The organism is [Mycobacterium] stephanolepidis (assembly GCF_002356335.1).
In the GTDB taxonomy this organism is placed as follows: domain Bacteria; phylum Actinomycetota; class Actinomycetes; order Mycobacteriales; family Mycobacteriaceae; genus Mycobacterium; species Mycobacterium stephanolepidis.
Map to the genome: position 1 here is coordinate 4534203 of NZ_AP018165.1, position 21614 is coordinate 4555816.

At 63.9% G+C, this 21614-nt stretch carries 21 protein-coding genes and 2 pseudogenes; 14 read left to right on the plus strand and 9 right to left on the minus strand.

Features of this window, described 5'->3' with window-relative positions; all coding sequences use genetic code 11:
- The first annotated feature begins 97 nt into the window (after positions 1 to 97).
- Both MSTE_RS22545 and MSTE_RS22550 read left to right on the plus strand, forming a co-directional pair.
- The gene (locus MSTE_RS22545) at positions 98 to 3319 is read left to right on the plus strand and encodes a bifunctional cytochrome P450/NADPH--P450 reductase (protein WP_231896942.1); all 3222 of its coding nucleotides are present in this window, start codon (positions 98 to 100) and stop codon (positions 3317 to 3319) included.
- 87 nt (positions 3320 to 3406) lie between these two features.
- Entirely contained in the window at positions 3407 to 4135 is a 729-nt protein-coding gene (locus tag MSTE_RS22550) for an isochorismatase family protein (RefSeq protein ID WP_096504559.1), read from the plus strand.
- Between the two features lie 59 nt (positions 4136 to 4194).
- Here MSTE_RS22550 and MSTE_RS22555 read toward each other — a convergent pair whose 3' ends face one another.
- Entirely contained in the window at positions 4195 to 4722 is a 528-nt protein-coding gene (locus MSTE_RS22555) for an alkyl hydroperoxide reductase (protein WP_046255068.1), read from the minus strand.
- A gap of 1 nt (position 4723) precedes the next feature.
- Positions 4724 to 5311 carry a peroxiredoxin gene (locus tag MSTE_RS22560; protein ID WP_046255069.1) on the minus strand — a complete coding sequence of 196 codons (588 nt, stop codon included), beginning with the start codon at positions 5309 to 5311 and terminating at the stop codon, positions 4724 to 4726.
- Positions 5312 to 5407: 96 nt separating this feature from the next.
- Here MSTE_RS22560 and MSTE_RS22565 point away from each other — a divergent pair, with 96 nt between their 5' ends.
- Entirely contained in the window at positions 5408 to 6346 is a 939-nt protein-coding gene (locus MSTE_RS22565) for a hydrogen peroxide-inducible genes activator (RefSeq protein ID WP_096504561.1), read from the plus strand.
- Here the strand turns inward: MSTE_RS22565 and MSTE_RS22570 are convergent.
- The 4 genes from MSTE_RS22570 to MSTE_RS22585 are packed head-to-tail and all read right to left on the minus strand — an operon-like array spanning position 6343 to position 9334.
- Positions 6343 to 7107 carry an isocitrate lyase/PEP mutase family protein gene (locus MSTE_RS22570; protein ID WP_096504563.1) on the minus strand — a complete coding sequence of 255 codons (765 nt, stop codon included), beginning with the start codon at positions 7105 to 7107 and terminating at the stop codon, positions 6343 to 6345. The genes MSTE_RS22565 and MSTE_RS22570 overlap by 4 nt on opposite strands.
- 29 nt (positions 7108 to 7136) lie before the next feature.
- Entirely contained in the window at positions 7137 to 7829 is a 693-nt protein-coding gene (locus MSTE_RS22575) for a GntR family transcriptional regulator (protein ID WP_096504565.1), read from the minus strand.
- Between the two features lie 28 nt (positions 7830 to 7857).
- Positions 7858 to 8580: a maleate cis-trans isomerase family protein gene (locus tag MSTE_RS22580; protein WP_096504567.1), complete on the minus strand. Its 723-nt coding sequence runs from the start codon at positions 8578 to 8580 to the stop codon at positions 7858 to 7860.
- Positions 8573 to 9334 carry a maleate cis-trans isomerase family protein gene (locus MSTE_RS22585; RefSeq protein ID WP_096504569.1) on the minus strand — a complete coding sequence of 254 codons (762 nt, stop codon included), beginning with the start codon at positions 9332 to 9334 and terminating at the stop codon, positions 8573 to 8575. Before MSTE_RS22585 ends, MSTE_RS22580 begins: the two co-directional genes overlap by 8 nt.
- 139 nt (positions 9335 to 9473) lie before the next feature.
- Between MSTE_RS22585 and MSTE_RS22590 the strand changes: the two genes are divergently transcribed.
- Together MSTE_RS22590 and MSTE_RS22595 are read left to right on the plus strand one after the other, a co-directional pair.
- Entirely contained in the window at positions 9474 to 10391 is a 918-nt protein-coding gene (locus MSTE_RS22590; RefSeq protein ID WP_162291722.1) for a D-2-hydroxyacid dehydrogenase, read from the plus strand.
- Positions 10384 to 11775, plus strand: a pseudogene (locus MSTE_RS22595) (amidase). The gene MSTE_RS22590 and the pseudogene MSTE_RS22595 overlap by 8 nt, the downstream one beginning before the upstream one ends.
- Positions 11776 to 11782: 7 nt before the next feature.
- Here the strand turns inward: MSTE_RS22595 and MSTE_RS22600 are convergent.
- Complete coding sequence (locus tag MSTE_RS22600; RefSeq protein WP_096504571.1) at positions 11783 to 12277, minus strand: DUF3830 family protein; 495 nt, start codon at positions 12275 to 12277, stop codon at positions 11783 to 11785.
- Positions 12277 to 13581 (minus strand): aspartate aminotransferase family protein, encoded by a 1305-nt coding sequence (locus MSTE_RS22605; RefSeq protein ID WP_408645829.1) that lies wholly within the window; start codon positions 13579 to 13581, stop codon positions 12277 to 12279. The genes MSTE_RS22600 and MSTE_RS22605 overlap by 1 nt, the downstream gene beginning before the upstream one ends.
- Positions 13582 to 13587: 6 nt before the next feature.
- Here MSTE_RS22605 and MSTE_RS22610 point away from each other — a divergent pair, with 6 nt between their 5' ends.
- The 9 genes and pseudogenes from MSTE_RS22610 (at position 13588) to MSTE_RS22650 (ending at position 21134) form a co-directional block, all read left to right on the plus strand.
- Positions 13588 to 15048, plus strand: coding sequence for an NAD-dependent succinate-semialdehyde dehydrogenase (locus MSTE_RS22610; RefSeq protein ID WP_096504573.1), 1461 nt, complete (start codon positions 13588 to 13590; stop codon positions 15046 to 15048).
- Positions 15045 to 16014 (plus strand): annotated as a pseudogene (locus tag MSTE_RS22615) (isocitrate/isopropylmalate dehydrogenase family protein). Before MSTE_RS22610 ends, MSTE_RS22615 begins: the two are co-directional and overlap by 4 nt.
- Before the next feature lie 110 nt (positions 16015 to 16124).
- Complete coding sequence (locus tag MSTE_RS22620; protein WP_030097278.1) at positions 16125 to 16397, plus strand: hypothetical protein; 273 nt, start codon at positions 16125 to 16127, stop codon at positions 16395 to 16397.
- Positions 16394 to 17203, plus strand: a complete 810-nt coding sequence (locus MSTE_RS22625) for a hypothetical protein (RefSeq protein ID WP_096504575.1) — start codon at positions 16394 to 16396, stop codon at positions 17201 to 17203. The genes MSTE_RS22620 and MSTE_RS22625 overlap by 4 nt, the downstream gene beginning before the upstream one ends.
- 45 nt (positions 17204 to 17248) lie before the next feature.
- Complete coding sequence (locus MSTE_RS22630) at positions 17249 to 19162, plus strand: fumarate reductase/succinate dehydrogenase flavoprotein subunit (RefSeq protein ID WP_096504577.1); 1914 nt, start codon at positions 17249 to 17251, stop codon at positions 19160 to 19162.
- 1 nt (position 19163) lies between these two features.
- Complete coding sequence (locus MSTE_RS22635; protein ID WP_096504579.1) at positions 19164 to 19910, plus strand: succinate dehydrogenase/fumarate reductase iron-sulfur subunit; 747 nt, start codon at positions 19164 to 19166, stop codon at positions 19908 to 19910.
- Between the two features lie 24 nt (positions 19911 to 19934).
- Complete coding sequence (locus MSTE_RS22640; RefSeq protein ID WP_096504581.1) at positions 19935 to 20543, plus strand: SRPBCC family protein; 609 nt, start codon at positions 19935 to 19937, stop codon at positions 20541 to 20543.
- Positions 20544 to 20617: 74 nt separating this feature from the next.
- Positions 20618 to 20755 carry a hypothetical protein gene (locus MSTE_RS25265; RefSeq protein WP_096504583.1) on the plus strand — a complete coding sequence of 46 codons (138 nt, stop codon included), beginning with the start codon at positions 20618 to 20620 and terminating at the stop codon, positions 20753 to 20755.
- A gap of 82 nt (positions 20756 to 20837) precedes the next feature.
- A complete protein-coding gene (locus tag MSTE_RS22650; protein WP_096504585.1) occupies positions 20838 to 21134 on the plus strand; it encodes an ArsR/SmtB family transcription factor in 297 nt (98 codons plus the stop codon).
- A 4-nt stretch (positions 21135 to 21138) separates the two neighbouring features.
- Here MSTE_RS22650 and MSTE_RS22655 read toward each other — a convergent pair whose 3' ends face one another.
- Positions 21139 to 21606 carry a winged helix-turn-helix transcriptional regulator gene (locus MSTE_RS22655; protein WP_096504587.1) on the minus strand — a complete coding sequence of 156 codons (468 nt, stop codon included), beginning with the start codon at positions 21604 to 21606 and terminating at the stop codon, positions 21139 to 21141.
- Between the last annotated feature and the right edge of the window lie 8 nt (positions 21607 to 21614).

Below are 21614 nucleotides of genomic sequence, written 5' to 3' on the forward strand. Positions count from 1 at the left end.
AGACCGCCTGACACAGAACAATCGAACCACCCCAACCACGGCATTGCGCGGGTTGTAGCCACATGTGTACAGTCGTGGATGGCCATGATGTATACGAATGACTACACCGGCGGGAGTGGAGGGTGACGAGCGCATGAGCAGCGATATTCGCGTGGTGGAGCCGGGCGAGTACACCTCACCCGCACGCCCACCGGAGATCGAGGACATTCCCAGCGCGGACGGAAGGCCGCTGCCCCCCGGCCCGGTGCCGGGCCGCCCCTATGCGCTGCCCGCGGATCTGCTTGTCGAGGAGCTCGGGCCGCTCTTCTATGCCGATTTCGGGGTTTCGCGCCGGCTGTATGCCTGCTCGCTGGCACTGGTCGAGGAACTGTGCGACGAGGGCCGGTTCATCAAGGGCATCACCGACCGGCTGGACCGATTCCGTCCGCTCGCGGGCGACGGATTGTTCACCGCCTACCCTGGCGAGCCGAACTGGCAGAAGGCCCACGATGTTCTGTTGCCCGGCTTCAGCTTCAGCGGTCTACGCAACTACCACCCCGCCATGCTCGATATCAATCGTCAACTCCTTGCCCGGTGGGACGCGAGCGCCGGCGAGCATCTTGTGGACGTGGCCGAGGATCTGGGCAAGCTCGCCATGGATACCGTCGGGTTGGCCGGGTTTGGGGCGAGGTTCGACTCCTACCAGCGGGAGGGCCTTGCGGCCATTCCGGCGAGCTTCGCCGTCGCACTGCACCAGATGCTGGCACCGGGAGGCGAGAACAGCGACCTGTTCGCGGCCGAACAGCACAAGCTGCACACCTTCATCGATGAGCTCATCGCCCGGCACGACGACGGTACGGACGAGCACGAGAACCTGCTCGGACTGATGCTCGCGCCCGGCACCCCGCAGACCCCGGCACTGGAGCTGAGCAGCGTTCATTCTCAGGTCCTGACGTTCCTGATCGCCGGCCAGGACACCACCTCCACGGTGATGCCGACTGCGCTCTACAGCCTGGTCAAAAACCCTGCCGTGCTGCACCGGGCTCAGGCCGAGGTTGACGCGCTGTTCGGGCCAGGAGACGAACACACCCCCACGTTCGACGAAATCGGCAAGCTCCGCTACATCCGTCAAATCGTGGACGAGACACTCAGACTTTCGCCCCCGGTCCGCGAATTCGACCGAATGGCAACAGAAGACACCCTGCTCGCCGGGCGCTACCCGGTGCGCAAGGGTGAAGTCGTCACCGTCCTCACCACCGCGCTGCACCGTCAGCCGCAATGGGGCGACAACGTGGAGACTTTCGACCCAGACCGGTTCTCGCCGGAGCGATCGGCCAAGCGACCGGTGAACCTGTTCAAACCTTTCGGCACCGGCGCCCGATCCTGCATCGGACGGCAGTTCGCGCTGCACGAAGCGACGATGGCCATAGCGACACTGGTACACAGATACCGCTTCATCGACTCCGAGCACTACCAGTTGCGAACCCAAAGTGATCTCATCCGGAAACCAGTGGGCTTTCGGATTGGCTTGGCGCGACGTACTTCCCAGGACCGCCAGCATGAATCGGCGGACACGACCACCGCCGCACCGCAGGAGTCGCGGCAACTGGCGGTCACCGCCGCACCCGGATCGTCGCTGACCATCTTCCATGGCTCAAACCTGGGCACCTGTCGAGCACTGGCACACCAACTGGCCGAGGAAGCCTCCGATCTTGGCTACCGGACGACCGTCGCCCCGCTGAACGAAGCGACACAAGCCCTGCCCGGCGAGGGCGCCATGGTCGTCGTCGCCTCCTCCTACAACGGTCAGCCGACGGACGATGCCCGGCAGTTTCTCACCTGGCTCGATGGCGCAGAAGCGCGTGCGGACGGCGCGCTGCGCTACGCGGTACTCGGCGTCGGGGACCGGAACTGGGCCGAGACGTACCAGGCGGTGTCTCGAAAAATCGATGAACGCCTCGCCGCACTCGGTGGCACGCCAATTGTTTCCCGTTGCGAGGCAGACACTTCCGGTGACTTCGCGGGCAGCGTCGAGTCCTTCTCGCAAGCACTCTGGACTTCGTTGGGCGCAGTTTCCGGTCCGGATACTCCGACCGGCGCCCTCGAGGGTCCCCTCTACGAACTGCGCGCCATCGACGGGCCGGTGACGGCGGCAATCGATGCCCGGTTCGAGGTAATACCCATGACCGTTCTGGAGAACCGGGAACTGGTCGGCGCCAACAACCCACTGGGACAGGCCAAGCGGCTGGTACGGGTGGCATTGCCCGCCGACGTCGAGTACCGCACCGGGGACCACCTCACCGTCCTCGCGGACAACCAGCCCGAAGTCGTGGACAAAGCCGGAGAGTTGCTCGGCCTCATCCTGGAACGGCGCATCTCCATCAACACCCGGCGCAACAGCCGACGGGCCATTGCGCTGGACCGTGAGGTAAGCGTGCGCGAGCTACTCACCCACTTCGTCGAACTGCGCAAGCCGGCCACCAGAACGCAGCTGCTCCGGCTGGCCGCGGCGAACCCCTGCCCACCGGAGCGATCCGCGCTGGAGGCGCTCGCCGAGCATCCAGAGACGCGCTCGCTCGGTATCGTGGGGTGCCTCATGGAGTTTCCCGCCACCACGCTGTCGCGCGCCGAACTTCTTGAACTGTTCGAGCCGATGACGCCACGGCACTACTCGATAGCGTCCTCGGCCCGGCAGAGCCCGGGGATCGTCGAGCTGGTGGTCAGCGTGCTCGATGCCCCAGCCCGATCCGGGTTCGGAGATTATCAAGGAGTGGCCTCCAACTATCTCGCCAACATCGCACCAGGACAACAGATCCGGGCACGGGTCGACCAGGCCCGGCAGGCGTTTCGTGCCGGCGCCGACCCCGCCCGCAATGTCATCTTGGTCAGTGCCGGTACCGGAGTCGCACCGTTCCGGGGATTTGTCGGCGACCGGCTGGCCGCACAGCGCGCCGGCGAACCGTATGCTCCGGCACTCTGTTTCTTCGGCATCCGGCATCCGGAAGTCGACTATCTGTTCCGGGACGAGTTCGCGGTCGCCGAACAGTCGGGCGTGGTCCACATGCGCCCGGCGTTCTCTCGCGCATCCGAGAACGGCATCAAGTACGTACAAGACCGGATTGCCGCCGACGCGGACGACGTCTGGGATCTACTCGGCGATCCGGCCAAACAGACGCATGTGTATGTCTGTGGCGACGGCGGCAAGATGGCCCCAGCCGTCCGGGAGGCATTCTTGGATATCTACCGAAAGCACACCGGCGCCACCGAACCTCAGGCGCGGAACTGGCTTACCGGCCTGGTGGAGGCCGATCGCTACGTGGAGGACGTCTGGACGGAGTGAGGCATACGCTCCCGCGCCGCGAAGCCCGGCCTCAGCGCCACGTAGTGTTTCTTGAAGGTCCCTGACTCTTCAAGCGGGAGTGAACCGATGCGCAGACGCACCTTTCTCCGTTCCAGCTCCGTGGCATTGCCTGCCGTCGCACTGGGCCTCTCGACAGCCGGGAGCGCCACTGCCGACGTCCGCCCTACCGGGTCAATTGCCTACCCGTTCAGCACCATTGACGTACCTACGAAAAGCGCGCCGTGGACCCTGGAAACAAACCGCGCCGTGCTGCTGGTCCACGATATGCAGCACTACTTTGTGAAGGCATACGCGCCGCATGCCGATCCCATCGCCACCGTGCTGAAGAACATCAAGAGCCTGCTCGACGTCGCGCATGCCCGTGGCGTGCCCGTGCTCTACTCAGCGCAGCCCGGCGGTATGACACCGGAGCAGCGCGGACTCTTCGGCCAGCTCTATGGGCCGGGCATGCCGGACGACGACGCCGAGCGTGTGATTGTCGATCCCATAGCGCCGATGACCACAGATACCGTGCTGACGAAATGGAAGTACAGCGAGTTCTTCCGCTCTGAGCTTCTGGAGATTCTGCGTAACGCCAACCGCGATCAGCTGATCATCGTCGGCGTCTACGCCTTCTCCGGAATCACCGTGACATCCGCCGACGCGGTCCAGAACGACATTCAGGCATTCATCGTCTCCGATGCCGTGGCGGACTACACCGCTACGGGGCACAACCAGGCACTCGCCTGGTGCGCGGAGCGGACGGCCAAAATACTGACCACCCGGTCAGCGATAGCGGCACTTGATAATTCGTAACAGCTGACGGCACGACAAAGGCCGCTTGCGTCACACGCAAGCGGCCTTATGTCTTGTGCTTAGACCAGTGCCGGCACGGTGGCCAGCGCCTGGGCGACGCCCGAGACGATCGCCGCGATCTTAAGCGCCTCGAGAATCTGCTCGCGGGTCAGTCCGGCCTCACGCAGCACCTTCTCGTGCGAGCCGACACAGAAGTGACAGCCGTTGATGGTCGAGACCGCGAAGGACCACAGTTCGAACTCCGCCTTGTCGACGCCGGGGTTACCGATGATGTTCATCCGCAGACCCGGGCGCAGGTCGTCATAGGCGCCGTCGAGGAAGCCCCGCCCGCGGTAGAACACGTTGGTCATCGCCATGATCGAGGCGGCGCCGAGTGCGGCGTCGAGTGCCTCGGGCGACAGAACGGTGGCAGCCTCTTCGCGGATCTCCTTGAACACCTGGTCGTTCCGGGTAGCCGCTGCTGTCGCGACGAGAGTGCCCCAAAGCTGGGCCGGCGACAGTACGGTGCCGCGGGCGACAGTACCCAGGTTGAGCTTGAGATCCTTGGCGTACTCGGGCAGCGCCTCTTTCAGGTTGTCAACACCCATGTCAGACGCCCGCGCTCATCAGCTCGCCCGCATCGATCGTCGGGTCACCCTTGCGCCAGTTGCAGGCGCACAGCTCGTCGGACTGCAGTGCGTCGAGCACCCGGAGCACCTCGTCGACGTTGCGGCCAACGGAGCCCGCGGTGACGGAGACGAACTGGATGATGTTGTCGGGGTCGACGATGAAGGTGGCGCGGTCGGCCACACCATCGGAGTTCAGCACGCCCGACGCCTCGGCCAGCTCGCGCTTGAGATCGCTGAGGATCGGGAACGGCAGGGTCTTGAGGTCCTCATGCTGTGCCCGCCACTGGAAGTGCACGAACTCGTTATCCACCGACGCGCCCAGCACCTGGGTGTCGCGATCGGCGAACTCGTCGTTCAGACGGCCGAAGGCAGCGATCTCGGTGGGGCACACGAAGGTGAAGTCCTTCGGCCAGAAGAAGATCACACGCCACTTGCCGGGGTGGTCGTCGCTGGTGACGGTGGTGAAGTAGTCGTCAGGCTGCTGGGCGTTCACCTTCGACAGATCGCCGCCGATGACCGCAGTCAGGTTGTAGGCCGGGAATTCATCGCCGATGGTCCGCAGAGTCACGATTCTCCTTCACGTATTCGCTGAATGCTTACTGGCACCATCGTGCCGGAAATCTTTCAAAAACAAAACGTGATTGTTGGCACTATATTGATAGGTATGTCCGATCGTAGTTATCAGCCGACACTGGTCGGACTGCGCGCTTTCGTGGCTATCGCACGTAAACGGCACTTCGGGAGCGCGGCCACCGAGCTCGGCGTGAGTCAGCCCTCGCTGTCGCAGGCTCTGTCCATGCTCGAAGAGGGGCTGGGCGTGCGGCTCGTCGAGCGCAACACCCGCAAGGTGCTGCTCACTCCAGAGGGCGAGGCGCTACTGGAGAAGGCCACCGGCGCGCTGGATGCGGTTGACGAATTCACCTCGGCCGCAAGCGGGGTACGCGATCCGTTTGCGCAGACGCTGCGACTCGGCCTGATTCCCACGGTGGCCCCCTATGTGCTGCCCATGGTGCTCAGCGGACTGTCCCGTGAGTTCCCGGACATGTCCTTGCGGGTCACCGAGGACCAGACCGGACGGCTGCTGCGGTCCCTGGCAGATGGGTCCCTGGATGTGGCGGTCATGGCGCTGCCCGCGCAAACTCCCGGCATGGCGGAGATTCCCATGTACCGGGAAGATTTCGTTCTCGCCCTGCCATCCGGACATCCGCTTGCCGGCAGCACGAAAATCGAGCCCGCCGATCTAGCGGATATGCCGCTGCTGTTGCTGGACGAGGGACATTGCCTGCGCGACCAGGCTCTGGAGGTATGCCAACTCGCGGGGGTGCGGCCCGATCTCGGACACACCCGTGCGGCCTCGCTGGCCACCGCCGTGCAGTGTGTCGAGGGTGGCCTCGGAGTCACGCTCATCCCGGGCACCGCCGTCACCGCCGAGACCGCCAGCGGCGGACTGGCCACCGCCACCTTCGCGGCGCCGGTACCGGGTCGTCGGATCGGCTTGGTGTACCGGGCCATCAGCGGCCGGGAAGACGCCTACCGACGGCTGGCCGGGCTGCTGACCCAACTTGTCGCGGCCGTACACCCGGTCCTGGCCGAGGCGGTCTAACGCCAGCGGGCCAGGATTTCCTCGGCCCGGGCCGAGAGCGCGCGCTGCAGAAACGGCCCGAAACTGATCCGCCCGACACCCAACGGACCAAACGAGGCCGGATCGTCCACATCGGGCAGCGCAATCGCGTTCACCGGAAGCGAAAGCTCAGATGTCAAGCGTCGCTGCACATCCGGATCATGGCGGCCTACCGGATACAACGAGTCGGCACCCGCCTCGGCGGCGAGCGTGAGCCGCGCGATGGCCCGATCGACCCGGTCCGATTCGTCCCCGATTTGGCGCAGGAGAATATCGGTACGCGCATTGATCACCACCGGCACGCCCGACTCATCGGCCGCAACCCGCAGTGCCCCAACAAGATCGGCATGTTCTTGCGGCTCACGAATCCGGCCGCCTTCGCTATGTACCGAGTCCTCGATGTTCAGACCGACCGCACCCGCCTCGATCAGTCCCTCGACGAGCCGCTGTGGCGTCTGCGCATAGCCGGACTCGATGTCCACGGACACCGGTAGGTCTACCGCGGCGGTGATCTGCGAGACCCGTGCCACCACGTCCTCAAACGACATGCCCTCCGCATCGGCCTTGCCCACCGAATCGGCGAGCGGATGCGAGCCCACCGTCAACGCCGCAAAACCGGCATCGGCGGCGAGCTTCGCGGACCAGGCATCCCACACCGTCGGCAGGAAGACCGGGTCACCCGGCACATGAAGTGACTTCAGCAGAACGGCCTTAGCGGCGAGATCACCGGAGGTGTTGGTCATGCCTACATCCAACCCCGTCCCACGCGGATTTACTCCACCGATGCGCTCGCGGTGCCGCGGCGCGCCATGAGGCGCGCGACCGCATCGTGCATATGCTCCTCGATCAATCGATACGCGGCAGGCGCATCGCCGGCGCCGATCGCCGCGCACAGGACCTCATGCTCACGGACCTGTTCCGTCAGGTCCGGGTAGGCGCCCTGCAGTTCTCCCAGCAGCATCCGGGTCTCCAACAACAGGGTGCGCATGGCGCGGCGCAGCCGAGGGCTTCCCGAGGAGTCCACCAGCACCTCGTGAAAGTCCTGATCGGCGTCGGTCACCGCGACGATATCGCCGCGAGCGGCGGCCTCGGTCATCACCGCCACCGGCACCAGCAGCCGCCGGTAGGCGGTGACGGTGTCTCCGGACATGATGCATTCCAACGCCGCTCGTTCGATGGCCGCCCGCGACCGGTAGACATCGTGGACGTCTTCGTCGGTCAGCTCGATGACGAAGATGCCGCGATTGCGCTCGCTGCGCAGCAGACCCTCCGATACCAGGCGCTGCATGGCTTCGCGCAGCGGTCCACGGGAGACCGCGAACTGCGCGGCCAATGACGCCTCACCCAACTGGGCGCCGGGCGCCAATACACCGCGCATGATCGCGATGCGCAACCGCTCGGCGATCAGCTCTGCGGTGGATTGCCGCTCCAGCGGCGCGAATTCCTCGGGTACGAGCGTGGTCATTGCGAATGAGCCACTCGGGCGAAGACCATCATTGCTGCCTCCTGAAAAGCCGCCCCAAACCCGGAAAATCGGGCACCTCTTTGATTAATCGCAAACCTTCCCACACCGTGACCTGGTTCGCGGTCAATACCACCTTGTCCAGCCGAGATTCGAGCCGCTCGACGTGCGCGACCGTGTGCATGGCGGTGTCGGGAATCAACAGCGCCTCGGCGTCCGGATGGTCGTGGGCATCTGCCAGCTCGTCGACCTGGCCCGCGGTAAGCCGGCCTACCTCTGCTGCCGTGTCGATGCCCGCCTCGCCCACCGACACCACCTCGATATCGTGCGCGGCCAGAAATGCGACGAACAGCTCGGCGATATCGCGCGGATAGCTTGCAGCCACCGCCACTTTCGAAATCCCCAACGCCACGGCGGCGTTGACGAAGGCGAAGGACGTGCTCGACGCCGGAGTGCCACTGGATTCGGACAGTAGCGCCACTTGATTCGCCGCTCCCTGCGGACCGTAGACAAAGCTGCCCGAGGTGCACGCCCACACCACAGCACTCGGTTCATGAGGGCGCAGCAGCCGAGCACCCTCGGCGAGTTTGTCCGGACTACCCAGATCGAGCAGTTCGGGCACGGCATGCAGGTCGGTGCCGTAGATGTGCACGACGGGGAAGTTCATATCCAGCTGGCGCGCCACCAGGGGGTAGTCCGACTCGGCCGCGTGATCCGGGTAGATGAATCCCACCGTCGGACGCGTATTACTCACTCGAACCTCCTCCGAAGACATCGCGGAGCCACTTACCGGGCCCCATCATGGGAAGACTCATCCGGTCCAGACAGGCCCAGATGGTCAGTTGGTTGGCCGTCAACACCGGCTTGCCGAGCAGCCGCTCCAACGGCTCGATCACGTCGTAGGTGCGCAGATTGGTACAACTGACGAAGATCGCTTCGGCATCATCGGTGTCGGCAGCGAGAATCCGCTCAGCGACAGTGCGGTAGTTGACCTTCCAGATGCCCCCGCCCAGGCCCAGATGATCTGTCCGTACCACCGTTACACCCAACTCACCCAGGAACTTGGCGAGCAGCTCGGTCAGCTCGGCATCGTAGGGAGTGATAACGCTGATCCGGCCGATGCCCAAGGCGGTCACGGCCTCCGCCAGCGCGCCCGAGGTGGTGACGGCAGACTTGGCACCGGCCCCCATGATGGCCTCAACCAACGATCGCTCGTGTTCGACGCCGCGAATGAAACTGCCTGAAGTACACAGGTATGCAACGACTTCCGGCTCCACGTGCAGGACATCGCGGGTGGCCGCCTGCAAGTGAGCGGTATTGGAGACCAACTCGGCCATGGCCCTGCTCACCGGTACCGGCTCGTAGGGGGTACGGGCCAGATGCAGTGACACCTCGGCCGGAACCCAGCGCCACAGCTCACGTTCCAGCGCAAGGTCGAAAGGCGCAATGATGCCGATGCCACGCTGATCGGCCGACTCCGAGAAATCGGGAAGAGACGAGAAATCCACCGGCAAGACCTAACACTCGCAGCATCGCTCCGCGCTCCGAGCAATCACTCAGATTGTTGACAATCATACGATATCTCCATACCGTGTCAACGTGAGCGCGCGCCCGATTGTCGCGGATGAGCAGCTTGCGCGCAGACCCGTGGTGGCCGTGCAGCACTCACCTAATTCGGTACCGGACCGACTCGACGCCGTGTCCGCGTCCGCCGAGCTACGACTGGTGGAATCGGACCAACTCGCCACGGCGCTGCCCGGAGCCGAGATCCTCTTCATCTACGACTTTCGTTCCTCGGCTCTGCGCGAAACATGGTCCGCCGCAGACTCATTGCGCTGGGTACAGATCGCGGCCACAGGCGCCGATCCGGTGCTGTTCGATGAACTCGTCGAGAGCGAGGTGGTGCTCACCAACTCCCGCGGTCTGTTCGAACGCCCCATTGCCGAGTATGTGCTGGCACAGATCCTGGCTTTCGCCAAGGATATTCGCCGCTCCACACGCGCCCAGGCAGCCCTGAGCTGGCGCCATTTCGAATCAGAGTCCATCGAAGATGTACCCGTAGCAGTACTGGGCACCGGACCGATCGGCCAGGCCATCGCTGCGCTACTGGCCGCGGTGGGCATGCGGGTTACCGTGCTCGGCAGAACCGAATCCGCCGAGTTATCGGCCCATATCGCCGATGTCGAGTATCTGGTGCTCGCCGCTCCGCTTACCGCGCGCACGCACGGAATTGTCAACGCACGCGTGCTCTCGGCGATGCCGACGACGGCCCGGCTGATCAATGTGGGACGTGGCGAACTGGTGGGTACGTGGGATCTGGTGTCCGCACTGAATCAGGGAGCCATCGCCGGGGCCGCATTGGATGTCACCGATCCCGAGCCACTGCCGGTGGGACATCCTCTGTGGCGCACGCCCAATACGTACATCACCCCGCATAACAGTGGCGATGTACACGGATGGTCCGACCGTCTTCAGGACCAGTTCGTCGCCAACTTCGACCGCTATCTGCGAGGCGCGGAACTTCTGAATATCGTCGACAAGAACAGGATGCACCGCAATGCATGAACCCACCGACCCCACCGAGATGACCGCTCTGGAGCTGGTGGCCGCGTACACCTCGGGCGAGCTGTCCCCGGTGGAGGCAACAGCCGCGGTGTTGTCCAAAATCACCCAAACCGACAGCACCATCAATGCTTAATGCCTCGTCGACGAAGAATCAGCCCTGGCGGCGGCCACGCAATCCGAGGAGCGACGGCACGGTCACCACACCCGTGGACTGCTCGACGGGGTACCGATCTCCATCAAGGATGTCTTCCTCACCCAGAACTGGCCGACCCTGCGAGGCTCGGGCTTGGTCGATCCGGCCGGCCCATGGGATACAGATAGCCCTGCTGTACATCGCATCCGGGCCGACGGCATGGTCATGGTCGGCAAGACCACCACGCCCGAGCTGGCCTGGAAGGGGGTAACCGACAGCCGCCAGCGCGGAACCACCCACAACCCGGCCGACCCGCGTCGCACGGCAGGTGGGTCTTCCGGTGGCAGTGCGGCCGCGGTGGCCGCGGGCATGGCCCCGATGTCCATCGGCACCGACGGTGGAGGCAGCATCCGGATACCCGCCAGCTTCTGCGGCGTAGTCGGTTTCAAACCCACGCACGGCCGAGTGCCGATGTACCCGATCAGCCCCTTCGGACCGCTGGCACACGGTGGCCCGATAACTCGCACGGTGGAAGACGCTGCGCTGCTGATGGACATCATCAGCCTGCCGGACCATCGCGATCCCACCTCGCAGCCGCCCACCCTCACCACCTACCGCTCGCAGGTCTACCGGGATATGACGGGCCTGGACATCGCGTACTCCCCCACGCTCGGCTACGTCGACGTCGATCCCGAGGTAGCCGACCTCGTCGAGAACGCCGTGAACGCCCTCGATGAAGCCGGGCTGCCCGTGACCCACGCAGATCCGGGGTTCTCCGATCCCATCGATGCCTTCGAAATCCTATGGGCTGCAGGGGCAGCCGCCAGCCTCAACAACTATGGCACCCTCAACGAGGTACGCGACGGCATAGATCCCGGGCTGGCCCAGATGTGGGACATCGGCCTCGACACGTCTGCCACCGAGTATCTGGGGGCACGTAACACCTGCGTGCAACTGGGCGCCATCATGGGCGGTTTCCACGAGATTCACAACGTGCTCATCACTCCGACGGTGCCGATCCCCGCATTCCCGTTGGGCGCCGACGTCCCACCGACCTCCGGGATGCGCTGGTGGGCACAGTGGACGCCATTCACCTACCCGTTCAACATGACTCAGCAGCCGGCCCTGTCGATTCCGGTGGGCAGAACCTCGACGGGGCTGCCGGTCGGCATGCAGATCATCGGCCCGCGTCACAGCGACGATCTGGTGCTGGCGGTCGGCCATTTCGCTGAACGAGTGCTCGCGGGCTAGGCACAAACTACGCCCGTGCGAAGGCCAGCTGCTCGCCCTGAACTCCGGTAAGCCACAGATCCTGGCAGGCGGCCGCGATATCGGCCAGACCCTCTTCGATGGTCGCGAAGACATTCCCGGGCACCCACCCGGCATCTCCGTTGATCAGCAGATTGTTCCGGCCATAAAAGATCGCCAGATCGGTGGCACCCTGCGCCGAATGCGCTTCCGATCCCGGCTCGTATCCGTAGGCAGGGTTGCCGATCTCCCACGGCTCGAACCCAAAGAAACACACATCCCCGGGGATCGGGGTAATGGTTGGGTTCTCCCGGCCGGGTGCGTGCAGTAGTGGCGGCAGCAGGGTGTACACCTCGTTGCGCGCATACTTCGCGTGGTATGCCTGCCCAACCACGGGTAGTGAATTCCACACCGTTTCACAGGTTCTCGGTGCCTCAGCGTCGAGCAGCCGGGCACGGCAGGTGACGCCCCGCTTGGTCAACGTGATGGATATGTAGCGATCCATCACAGCTCCGCCAACACGGTGTTCCAGATGCCCAGGGCATCGGATATCTGATCGGCCGTCACTACCAATGGTGGAATCATCCGCACCACATTCATATGCGGACCGCACATCAGCAGGAGCAGCCCCTTCTCGGCCGCCAATGCCTGGGCCCGGGCGGCGAGCTGGGCCGCAGGTCGGCCGTCCGCACTGAACTCCGCACCTACCATCAATCCGAGACCACGCACGTCACCGTCAATCCCTCTCTCGGCAGCAATCTTTCGCGCACCGTCGAGAAGTTCCCGGCCCCGCGCCCGAGCGTTCTCGACGAGCCGTTCCTCGTCGATCACGTCGAGGGTCGCAAGCGCAGCCGCACAGGCGACGGCATTGGCGCCATACGTACCGCCCTGCGAACCGGGCCAGGCACGCCCCATCAACTCGGCAGAGGCCGCGATACCCGAGATGGGGAACCCGCTGGCGATTCCCTTAGCCATCACCAGAATATCTGGCGCCACACCAAAGTGCTGATGGCCGAAATACTCTCCGGTACGGCCAAATCCGGTCTGCACCTCGTCAACCACCAACAGGATGCCGTGTTGACGAGCGCGTTCGGCGACGCCGTTGAGGAATTCGGTGTTGGCGGGAACGTAGCCGCCCTCGCCCAACACCGGCTCGATGACCAGCGCCGCCACCTGATTGGGTGCCGTCGCGGTGGCGAACAGGTAGTCCAGCTCCTGCAGTGCGAACCGGGTGGCCTCGGTCTCGCTCCAGCCATACCGATACGCCGTCGGGAAAGGAGCCGTGTACACGCCGGCCATCAAGGGGCCGATTCCCGACGAGAATCGTGGGCCCGAGGTGGTCATGGTGGCAGCGGCCAGGGTACGTCCGTGAAATCCACCCTGGAAGACAACGATATTCGGGCGGCCGGTGGCCTGCCGCGCCAACCGCACGGAGGCCTCGATGGCCTCACTGCCCGAGTTGGCGAAGAACAACGAATCCAGATCGGCGGGCAGCACATCACCAAGACGGCGCACCAGATTCTGCAACGGTCGATGCATCACCGTGGTGTACTGGCCGTGAATCAGCGTGGCCACCTGCCGTTGCGCGGCCTCGACCACACGCGGATGGCAGTGACCCGTACTCACAACACCGATACCCGCAGTGAAATCCAGGTATTCACGGTCGCTTTCGTCGTACAGATAGCAACCCTGGCCTCGCACCGCCACCACCGAGGTGGCCTGCTTGAGCACGGGCGATAACGCAGTCACGGCATCCCTTCCACTGACACACTCGGAACCATTGTCGATTGTTGACAATCTCCCTAGCATGGTGGCATGCATCCAGGCGCAGTGTCTACCCCCCTGTCCACCGAAAGCGCGGTGATCGCCGCCGCACTCTCCCAGCAGCTCCGTCACGGTCCTACCTTCCCCGTCGTGGACCCCTCCACCGAAGAGGCGCTGGCCGACGTCGCCAATATGGACGGCCACGCCGCACTCACCGCGTTGAGTAATGCGGTTGCCGTCCAACGCTCCTGGGCCTCGACCTCACCGCAGCGGCGCGCCGACATACTGATGCGCGCCTACACACTGATGATCGAGAGCACCGAAGACCTGGCCCTGCTCATGACCCTGGAAATGGGCAAGCCCCTGGCCGAGTCACGTGGCGAGGTCACCTACGCGGCAGAGTTTTTCCGTTGGTTTGCCGGCGAAGCAGTGCGCCAGGACGGGGGCGTGATGCTGGCACCCGACGGTGGATCGCGGTTGATCGTGACGCACCGCCCGGTGGGCCCCTGCCTGCTGATCACGCCGTGGAACTTCCCGCTGGCCATGGGCACACGAAAAATCGGCCCCGCGTTGGCTGCGGGCTGCACCTGTCTGGTCAAACCCGCCGAACAGACACCACTGTCGATGCTCGCCCTACTCGGCATCCTGCGCGAAGCCGGGGTTCCCGACGGGGTGGTATCGGTGATCACCACTGCCGACCCCGGATCGACCATGGCACCCCTGCTTGCCGATCCCCGAGTGCGCAAGCTCTCCTTCACCGGATCCACCGAAGTGGGCCGCTACCTGCTCGCGCAGTGCGCACCTACCGTCAAACGCACCTCGATGGAGTTGGGCGGCAACGCGCCGTTCATCGTCTTCGACGACGCCGACCCCGAAGAGGCCGCCGCGGGCGCGCTGATTGCCAAGATGCGCAACATCGGCCAGGCCTGTACCGCTGCCAACAGGATTTACGTGCAGCGCGGTATCGCCGGTCCGTTCACCGAGGCGCTGACCGCAAAGCTCGGCGCACTGCATATGGGACGCGGCACCCAACCCGGGGTGGACGTCGGTCCGCTGATCGCCCCAGACGCGGTGGCCAAGGCTGACCGGCTGGTCATGGACGCCCGGAAGCGCGGTGCCACAGTGCGATTGGGAGGCGAGATACCCGACGGTGCCGGATACTTCTACCCTCCTTCGCTGCTGACCGACGTGCCCGATGACAGCGACATGATGCGGACCGAAATCTTTGCCCCGGTGGCCGCAATAGCGAGCTTCGACACCGAGGAAGAGGTAATTGCCCGTGCCAATGACTCCGAATTCGTTTTGGTGGCATACCTGTACACCAACGATGCCCGACGGGGATGGCGGGTTTCCGAGGAATTGGAGACCGGCATGGTGGGCCTGAACCGACCCGTCGTATCCACCCCCGCCGCTCCGTTCGGGGGCGCCAAACAATCCGGGATAGGGCGTGAAGGGGGCTTCGCGGGAATCGAGGAGTTCCTGGAGACCAAGTACATCGGTGCGGCCGTATGAGCGCCCGAATGAGCGTGGCGACCATTCCGGGTGACGGGATCGGCGTCGATGTGACCAGGGAGGCCGTCAAGGTCATGGACGCCGCCACCGGCGACGCTGGCCGGATTCGACGCGATTCTGCTTGGCGCCGTGGGGTATCCAGGCGTGCCCGACGACGTCTCGCTACGGGGCCTGCTCATCCCGCTGCGGCGCGCCTTCAACCAGTACGTGAACCTACGACCCGTACGTCTGCTGCCCGGTATCGCCTCACCCCTGGCCGGAGTTTCTGCCGATGCACTCTCGATGGTCATCGTGCGCGAGAACACCGAGGGTGAATACTCGCCGATCGGCGGCATTCACAACCGCGGCAACCACAATGAATTTGCCTTGCAGGAATCGGTTTTCACGCGCATTGGATGCGAACGCATCATCCGATACGCATTCGAGCTGGCCGCATCTGCCGGATTCCGCGTCTGCTCGGCCACGAAATCGAACGGCATCATTCATTCAATGCCTTACTGGGACAGCATCTTCAACCTGGTGGCAGCCGAGTACCCACAGATTCCGTCCGTGTCGATGCATGTCGACGCTCTTGCCGCCCGGATGATCAGCGATCCCGGCAGCCTGGACGTCATCGTTGCGTCCAACCTCTTCGGCGACATCCTCTCGGACTTGGCGGCGGCGGTTACCGGAGGTCTGGGACTGGCGGCATCCGGAAACATCAACCCGGAACGCACCGCCATCTCCATGTTCGAATCGGTGCACGGTTCGGCGCCCGACATAGCCGGCCAGGGCATCGCCAACCCCGTCGCACAGATACTGGCCGGCGCCATGCTTCTCGACCATCTGAACGAGCCCGATGCGGCACACAAGATTCGTCTCGCCGTCGACCAGGTACTGGGGGAAGGTCGCGTTCGTACGCCCGATCTCGGAGGTAGCGACACCACCGAGCAGCTGGGCACAGCAATCGCCGAAACCGCTCGGTGATCGTGAATTAACTGACGACATCAGTGACTTGTGTCACTTTCCGTTCGGCTGTCCTGGCAAGATGGTTGTCGTAGCCTGTGATCCACGACACCTTCAGCCCAAGGAGTCCGATGTCGACGAAGACGGAGCTCACCGAGCTCAACCAAGCACTTGGCAGCCTGCGCCGCTGTGTCCACTCTCTGCAGTCTCGTTATGGCGACCTGCCGGCCGTGCGCCGCATCGTCAACGACGTAGAGCGGCTGGATATCGACGCCGCCGATCTGGACCTCTCACCTCATGAGCACCGGCTCGCGAGCAACGAGAAGATCCAAATCCCCGACACCGAGTACGACCGGGAGTTCTGGGGCGATATCGACGACGAAGGAGTTGGTGGCTACAGATGAGTCAAGCCACCGGGGTCTTCTCGCCTTCGCGTGCCCAGATTCAGCAGCGCACGCTACGCACTGACAAGTGGTGGCTCGCACCATTACTCACCAACCTCGGGCTGGCGACATTCGTCATCTACGCCACCGTGCGCGCTTTCTGGGGCAGCGCGTACTGGGTGCCGCAGTATCACTATCTGACGCCGTTCTATTCACCATGCGTCAGCACTGCCTGCGCCCCCGGGGCCAGCCATTTCGGGCATTGGGTGGGCGATCTGCCGTGGTTCATCCCCATGGCCTTCATCTCGCTGCCGTTCCTGCTCGCCTTCCGGCTGACCTGCTATTACTACCGCAAGGCCTACTACCGCTCGGTCTGGCAGTCGCCGACCGCCTGCGCGGTGGCCGAGCCGCACGCGAAGTATTCCGGCGAGACCAAGCTGCCGCTGATCATGCAGAACATTCACCGGTACTTCTTTTACGCCGCGGCGATCATCTCGATCGTCAACACCTACGACGCCATCGTCGCCTTCCATTCGGAAAAGACCGGCGGTTTCGGATTCGGCCTGGGCAACGTGATCTTGGTGACCAACGTGGTTCTGCTGTGGGTGTACACGCTGTCCTGCCACTCCTGCCGGCACGTCACCGGCGGGCGGCTCAAGCACTTCTCCAAACACCCTGTCCGATATTGGATCTGGACACAGGTCAGCAAGCTCAACACCCGGCACATGCTGTTCGCCTGGATCACGCTGGGCACACTGATCCTCACCGACCTATACGTCATGCTCGTCGCCAGCGGCACCATTCCTGACCTGAGATTCGTTGGTTAGCAATCACATTCATATTCATACTCGCAAACAAACTGGGGTTAATTAATGGCTGAACTCGAACGGCACCAATACGACGTGGTCGTGATCGGTGCCGGTGGCGCCGGACTGCGCGCCGTCATCGAGGCACGGGAACAGGGTTTCAAGGTCGCGGTCGTCTGTAAGTCCCTGTTCGGCAAGGCACACACCGTGATGGCCGAAGGCGGTTGCGCCGCCTCGATGGGCAATGCCAACGACAAGGACAGCTGGCAGGTGCACTTCGGTGACACCATGCGCGGCGGCAAGTTCCTGAACAACTGGCGGATGGCCGAGTTGCACGCCAAGGAGGCCCCGGACCGGGTCTGGGAACTGGAAACCTATGGCGCGTTGTTCGATCGCACCAAGGATGGCCGGATCAGCCAGCGCAACTTCGGCGGCCACACCTATCCGCGGCTGGCGCACGTCGGTGACCGCACCGGTCTGGAGATCATCCGCACCATGCAGCAGAAGATCGTCTCGCTGCAGCAGGAAGACTTTGCCGAAACCGGTGATTACGAGGCACGTATCAAGATCTTCGCCGAGTGCACCATCACCGACCTGCTCCTGGACGGGGACCGGATCGCCGGTGGGTTCGGGTACTGGCGCGAATCGGGGCGGTTCATCCTCTTCGAGGCTCCCGCAGTGGTTTTGGCCACGGGCGGCATTGGCAAGTCGTTCAAGGTGTCGTCGAACTCCTGGGAGTACACCGGTGACGGGCACGCTCTGGCGCTGCGCGCCGGCGGCACGCTGATCAACATGGAGTTCATTCAGTTTCATCCGACCGGAATGGTCTGGCCGCCCTCGGTCAAGGGCATCCTGGTCACCGAGGGCGTGCGCGGCGACGGCGGGGTGCTCAAGAACTCCGAGGGCAAGCGATTCATGTTCGACTACATCCCCGCGGTGTTCAAGGGTCAATACGCCGAGACCGAGGAAGAAGCCGACCAGTGGCTCAAGGACAACGACTCGGCACGGCGAACTCCCGACCTGCTTCCCCGTGACGAGGTCGCCCGGGCCATCAACTCCGAAGTCAAGGCCGGCCGCGGCACCCCGCACGGCGGCGTGTACCTGGACATCGCTTCACGCATCCCCACCGAGGAGATCAAGAGGCGGCTGCCGTCGATGTACCACCAGTTCAAGGAACTGGCCGAGGTGGACATCACCAAGGACGACATGGAAGTCGGGCCGACCTGCCACTACGTGATGGGCGGCATCGAGGTCGATCCCGATTCCGGCGCCGCGACGGTGCCGGGTCTCTTCGCCGCGGGCGAATGCTCCGGCGGCATGCATGGCTCAAATCGACTGGGCGGCAACTCTCTATCAGATCTGCTCGTATTCGGGCGACGCGCCGGCCTGGGTGCCGCCGAGTACGTCAAGGGCCTCACGTCTCGTCCACAGATCTCCGAGGCCGATGTCGACAAGGCTGCCGTGCTCGCCTTGGCACCCTTCGGAGACCCCGCGGCCGAGGGTGCCGAAAATCCCTACACACTGCATACCGATCTGCAGCAGGCGATGAACGACCTGGTCGGCATCATCCGCAAGGAAGAAGAGGTCGAACAGGCTCTGGTCAAGCTGAATGAGCTCAAGGAGCGGTTCAAACACGTTGCGGTTGAAGGGCACCGGCAGTTCAATCCGGGCTGGCACCTGGCGATTGACATGCGCAACATGCTGCTCGTCAGTGAATGCGTGGCCAAGGCTGCGCTGCTGCGCACCGAGAGCCGCGGCGGGCACACCCGTGACGACCACCCGAACATGGATGCCACCTGGCGCAAGACGCTCCTGGTATGCAGCACCACCGGCGGAGATCCGGCGGTTCCCGATGTGCTCGTCATCCCCGAGTCACAGACCCCATTGCGCCCAGATCTTTTGGAGCTGTTCGAGATCGGCGAGCTCGAAAAATACTTCACACCGGAAGAACTGGCAGACCATTCGGGAAGGACATCCTGACGTGAGCTACGACGCACACCTCCAGGTCTGGCGCGGCGATGACGACGGCGGTGAGCTCATCGACTTCACCGTCCCGGTGAGTGAGGGCGAGGTCGTGCTCGACATCATCCATCGCATCCAGGCCACTCAGGCCTCGGACCTGGCAGTGCGCTGGAACTGTAAGGCCGGCAAGTGTGGCTCATGCTCGGCCGAGATCAATGGCCGTCCGCGACTCATGTGCATGACCCGGATGTCGACATTCGATGAGTCCGAGACCATCACCGTGACGCCGCTGCGCGCCTTTCCCGTGATTCGCGACCTGGTCACCGACGTGTCGTTCAACTACCAAAAGGCCAGAGAAGTCCAATCATTCACCCCACCAAAGGGCTTGAAGCCCGGCGAGTACCGGATGCAGCAGGAAGACGTAGAGCGGTCACAGGAGTTCCGCAAGTGCATCGAATGTTTCCTCTGCCAGAACACCTGTCACGCGGTGCGCGACCATGAGGAGAACAAGAAGGCGTTCGCCGGACCGCGCTATCTGATGCGGGTGGCCGAGCTGGAGATGCACCCACTCGATGTCGCCGACCGCCGCGAGGTGGCACAGGAAGAACTGGGCCTGGGCTACTGCAACATCACCAAGTGCTGCACCGAGGTATGCCCCGAGGGCATCCACATCACCGATAACGCGCTGATCCCGATGAAGGAGCGGATCGCCGATCGCAAGTACGACCCGATTGTCTGGTTGGGCAACAAGCTGTTCCGCCGTTAGCCAGGTTTTGCACAGGAGAAGCGCATGGAAACCTGGCTCGTCATCGTCATCGCCGTTGTCTGCCTGGCGGCCGCAGGTGTCGTCGTGGGCTTGATCCTGCTGGCAATCCTTGCCGCGGGGGGCATCTCAGCCGCTCGGTTCAACCTCACCCCCGTGGCCGCCGATCAGCTGCATGAGTATCTGGCTTCCGACGCCTCCTTCGCGCTCTCCGTCCAGCGCGACTTCTTCTACCCTCCCGATCGCGTGTTCAAGGCCCTGCTCGACGAGCGGTTCATGAGCTGGGTCCCGTTCTCCAAGGGTGTGGACTACGCCGGCACGGCATTGCGAGAGGTGGGCACCAAGCGCGCATTCGTCAACACCTTCGGGGTGTTGGCCGAACAGATCGTCGTCAACGAGCCCAACCGCATGTTGGGAGTGACCATCACCGCATGTTCTGTTCCGCTGGTTCTGGATTCAGCCGCAGAGATCTTCGAGGTGGCAGATAACGGCACCGGCGGCACCCGACTCACCTGGCATGTGGGCGGCACCCCTAAATGGGTGGGATGGCTCCCGCTGCGCCTGGCCGCACCACTCGTGCGTCCGGCGGCCAAGTGGCAGATCGGTAAGCTCCGCGCGATCATCGGGCGTCGCTGAGCTCCAAGTTGTTGCGCAGGACTTTGTGGCTGGTTGCCAATGCCCAATTGGGGCATTACGGGCAGCATCGGAATATGGGTGACATTGTGAGCGTCGCGGATATCCGCACTGCCATCAAGGAGCTTTCGTTGCGCGCCGATCTCGCCGATGACGCACGCGAGCTCCGTGATCGCATCCGCGGATACCAGGAGGAACTCGCCAAACGTCCCTAGGCCGTATCAGCGGCCGGGACACGGTCACAGCGAGCCTTTATATAGCATTGTGTCTATATAGATAAAATGCAATACTCGAAGCATGGACGTCTTCGAAGCGGTCGCGGAGCCAAGCCGCCGGATTCTACTCGATGCGCTGGCAGGCGGGGAATGGACCGCCGGAGAACTCGTCGCGACACTGCCCGGCCTGACGCAGCCCACCGTTTCGCGGCATCTTCGCGTGCTGCGCGAGGCCGGCCTGGTCGAGGCCCGGCCGGATGCACAACGTCGGATCTACGCGCTGCGCGCCGACGGCCTGATCCAGATCGACCAGTGGATCGACCCATACCGGCACTTCTGGGGCGAACACCTGGACGCGCTGCATCGACACCTGCCCTAGCGGTCTAACGCCCCGCCCACCTGACCTCGATGCCTTCGGCACTCAGCTGCTGACCCGGCCGAGAAGTCACCTGCACATCGATTTCCCGCCCGGTTTTCTTGTCGATCAATTCCAGCGGCTTACGCCCATCCTGCAGGTACTCGTCCCCCCACTTGAGCAGGGACAGCAGCACCGGCAGCAGGTCCTGGCCCATCCGAGTCAGCACGTACCCGTCCCGCTCCCGCCGGCCGGGTTCGCGGTAGGGAACCTTCTCGATGACGCCCGCCGCCTCCAACTGCTTGAGTGCACGCGATACCGCCGGCGCGGATACCCCGATGCGCTCCGAAAACTCGTCGAATCGGGTTGAGCCGTAGAAGCATTCGCGGACGATCAGGAATGCGGTCTTGGTGCCCAACAGATCCAGGGCCTTCCCGATCGAACACGCATCGGTGTTCCAGCGGGAGCGGTCCTGCAGCAGCCGCTCGAACTCCATGGTCACCG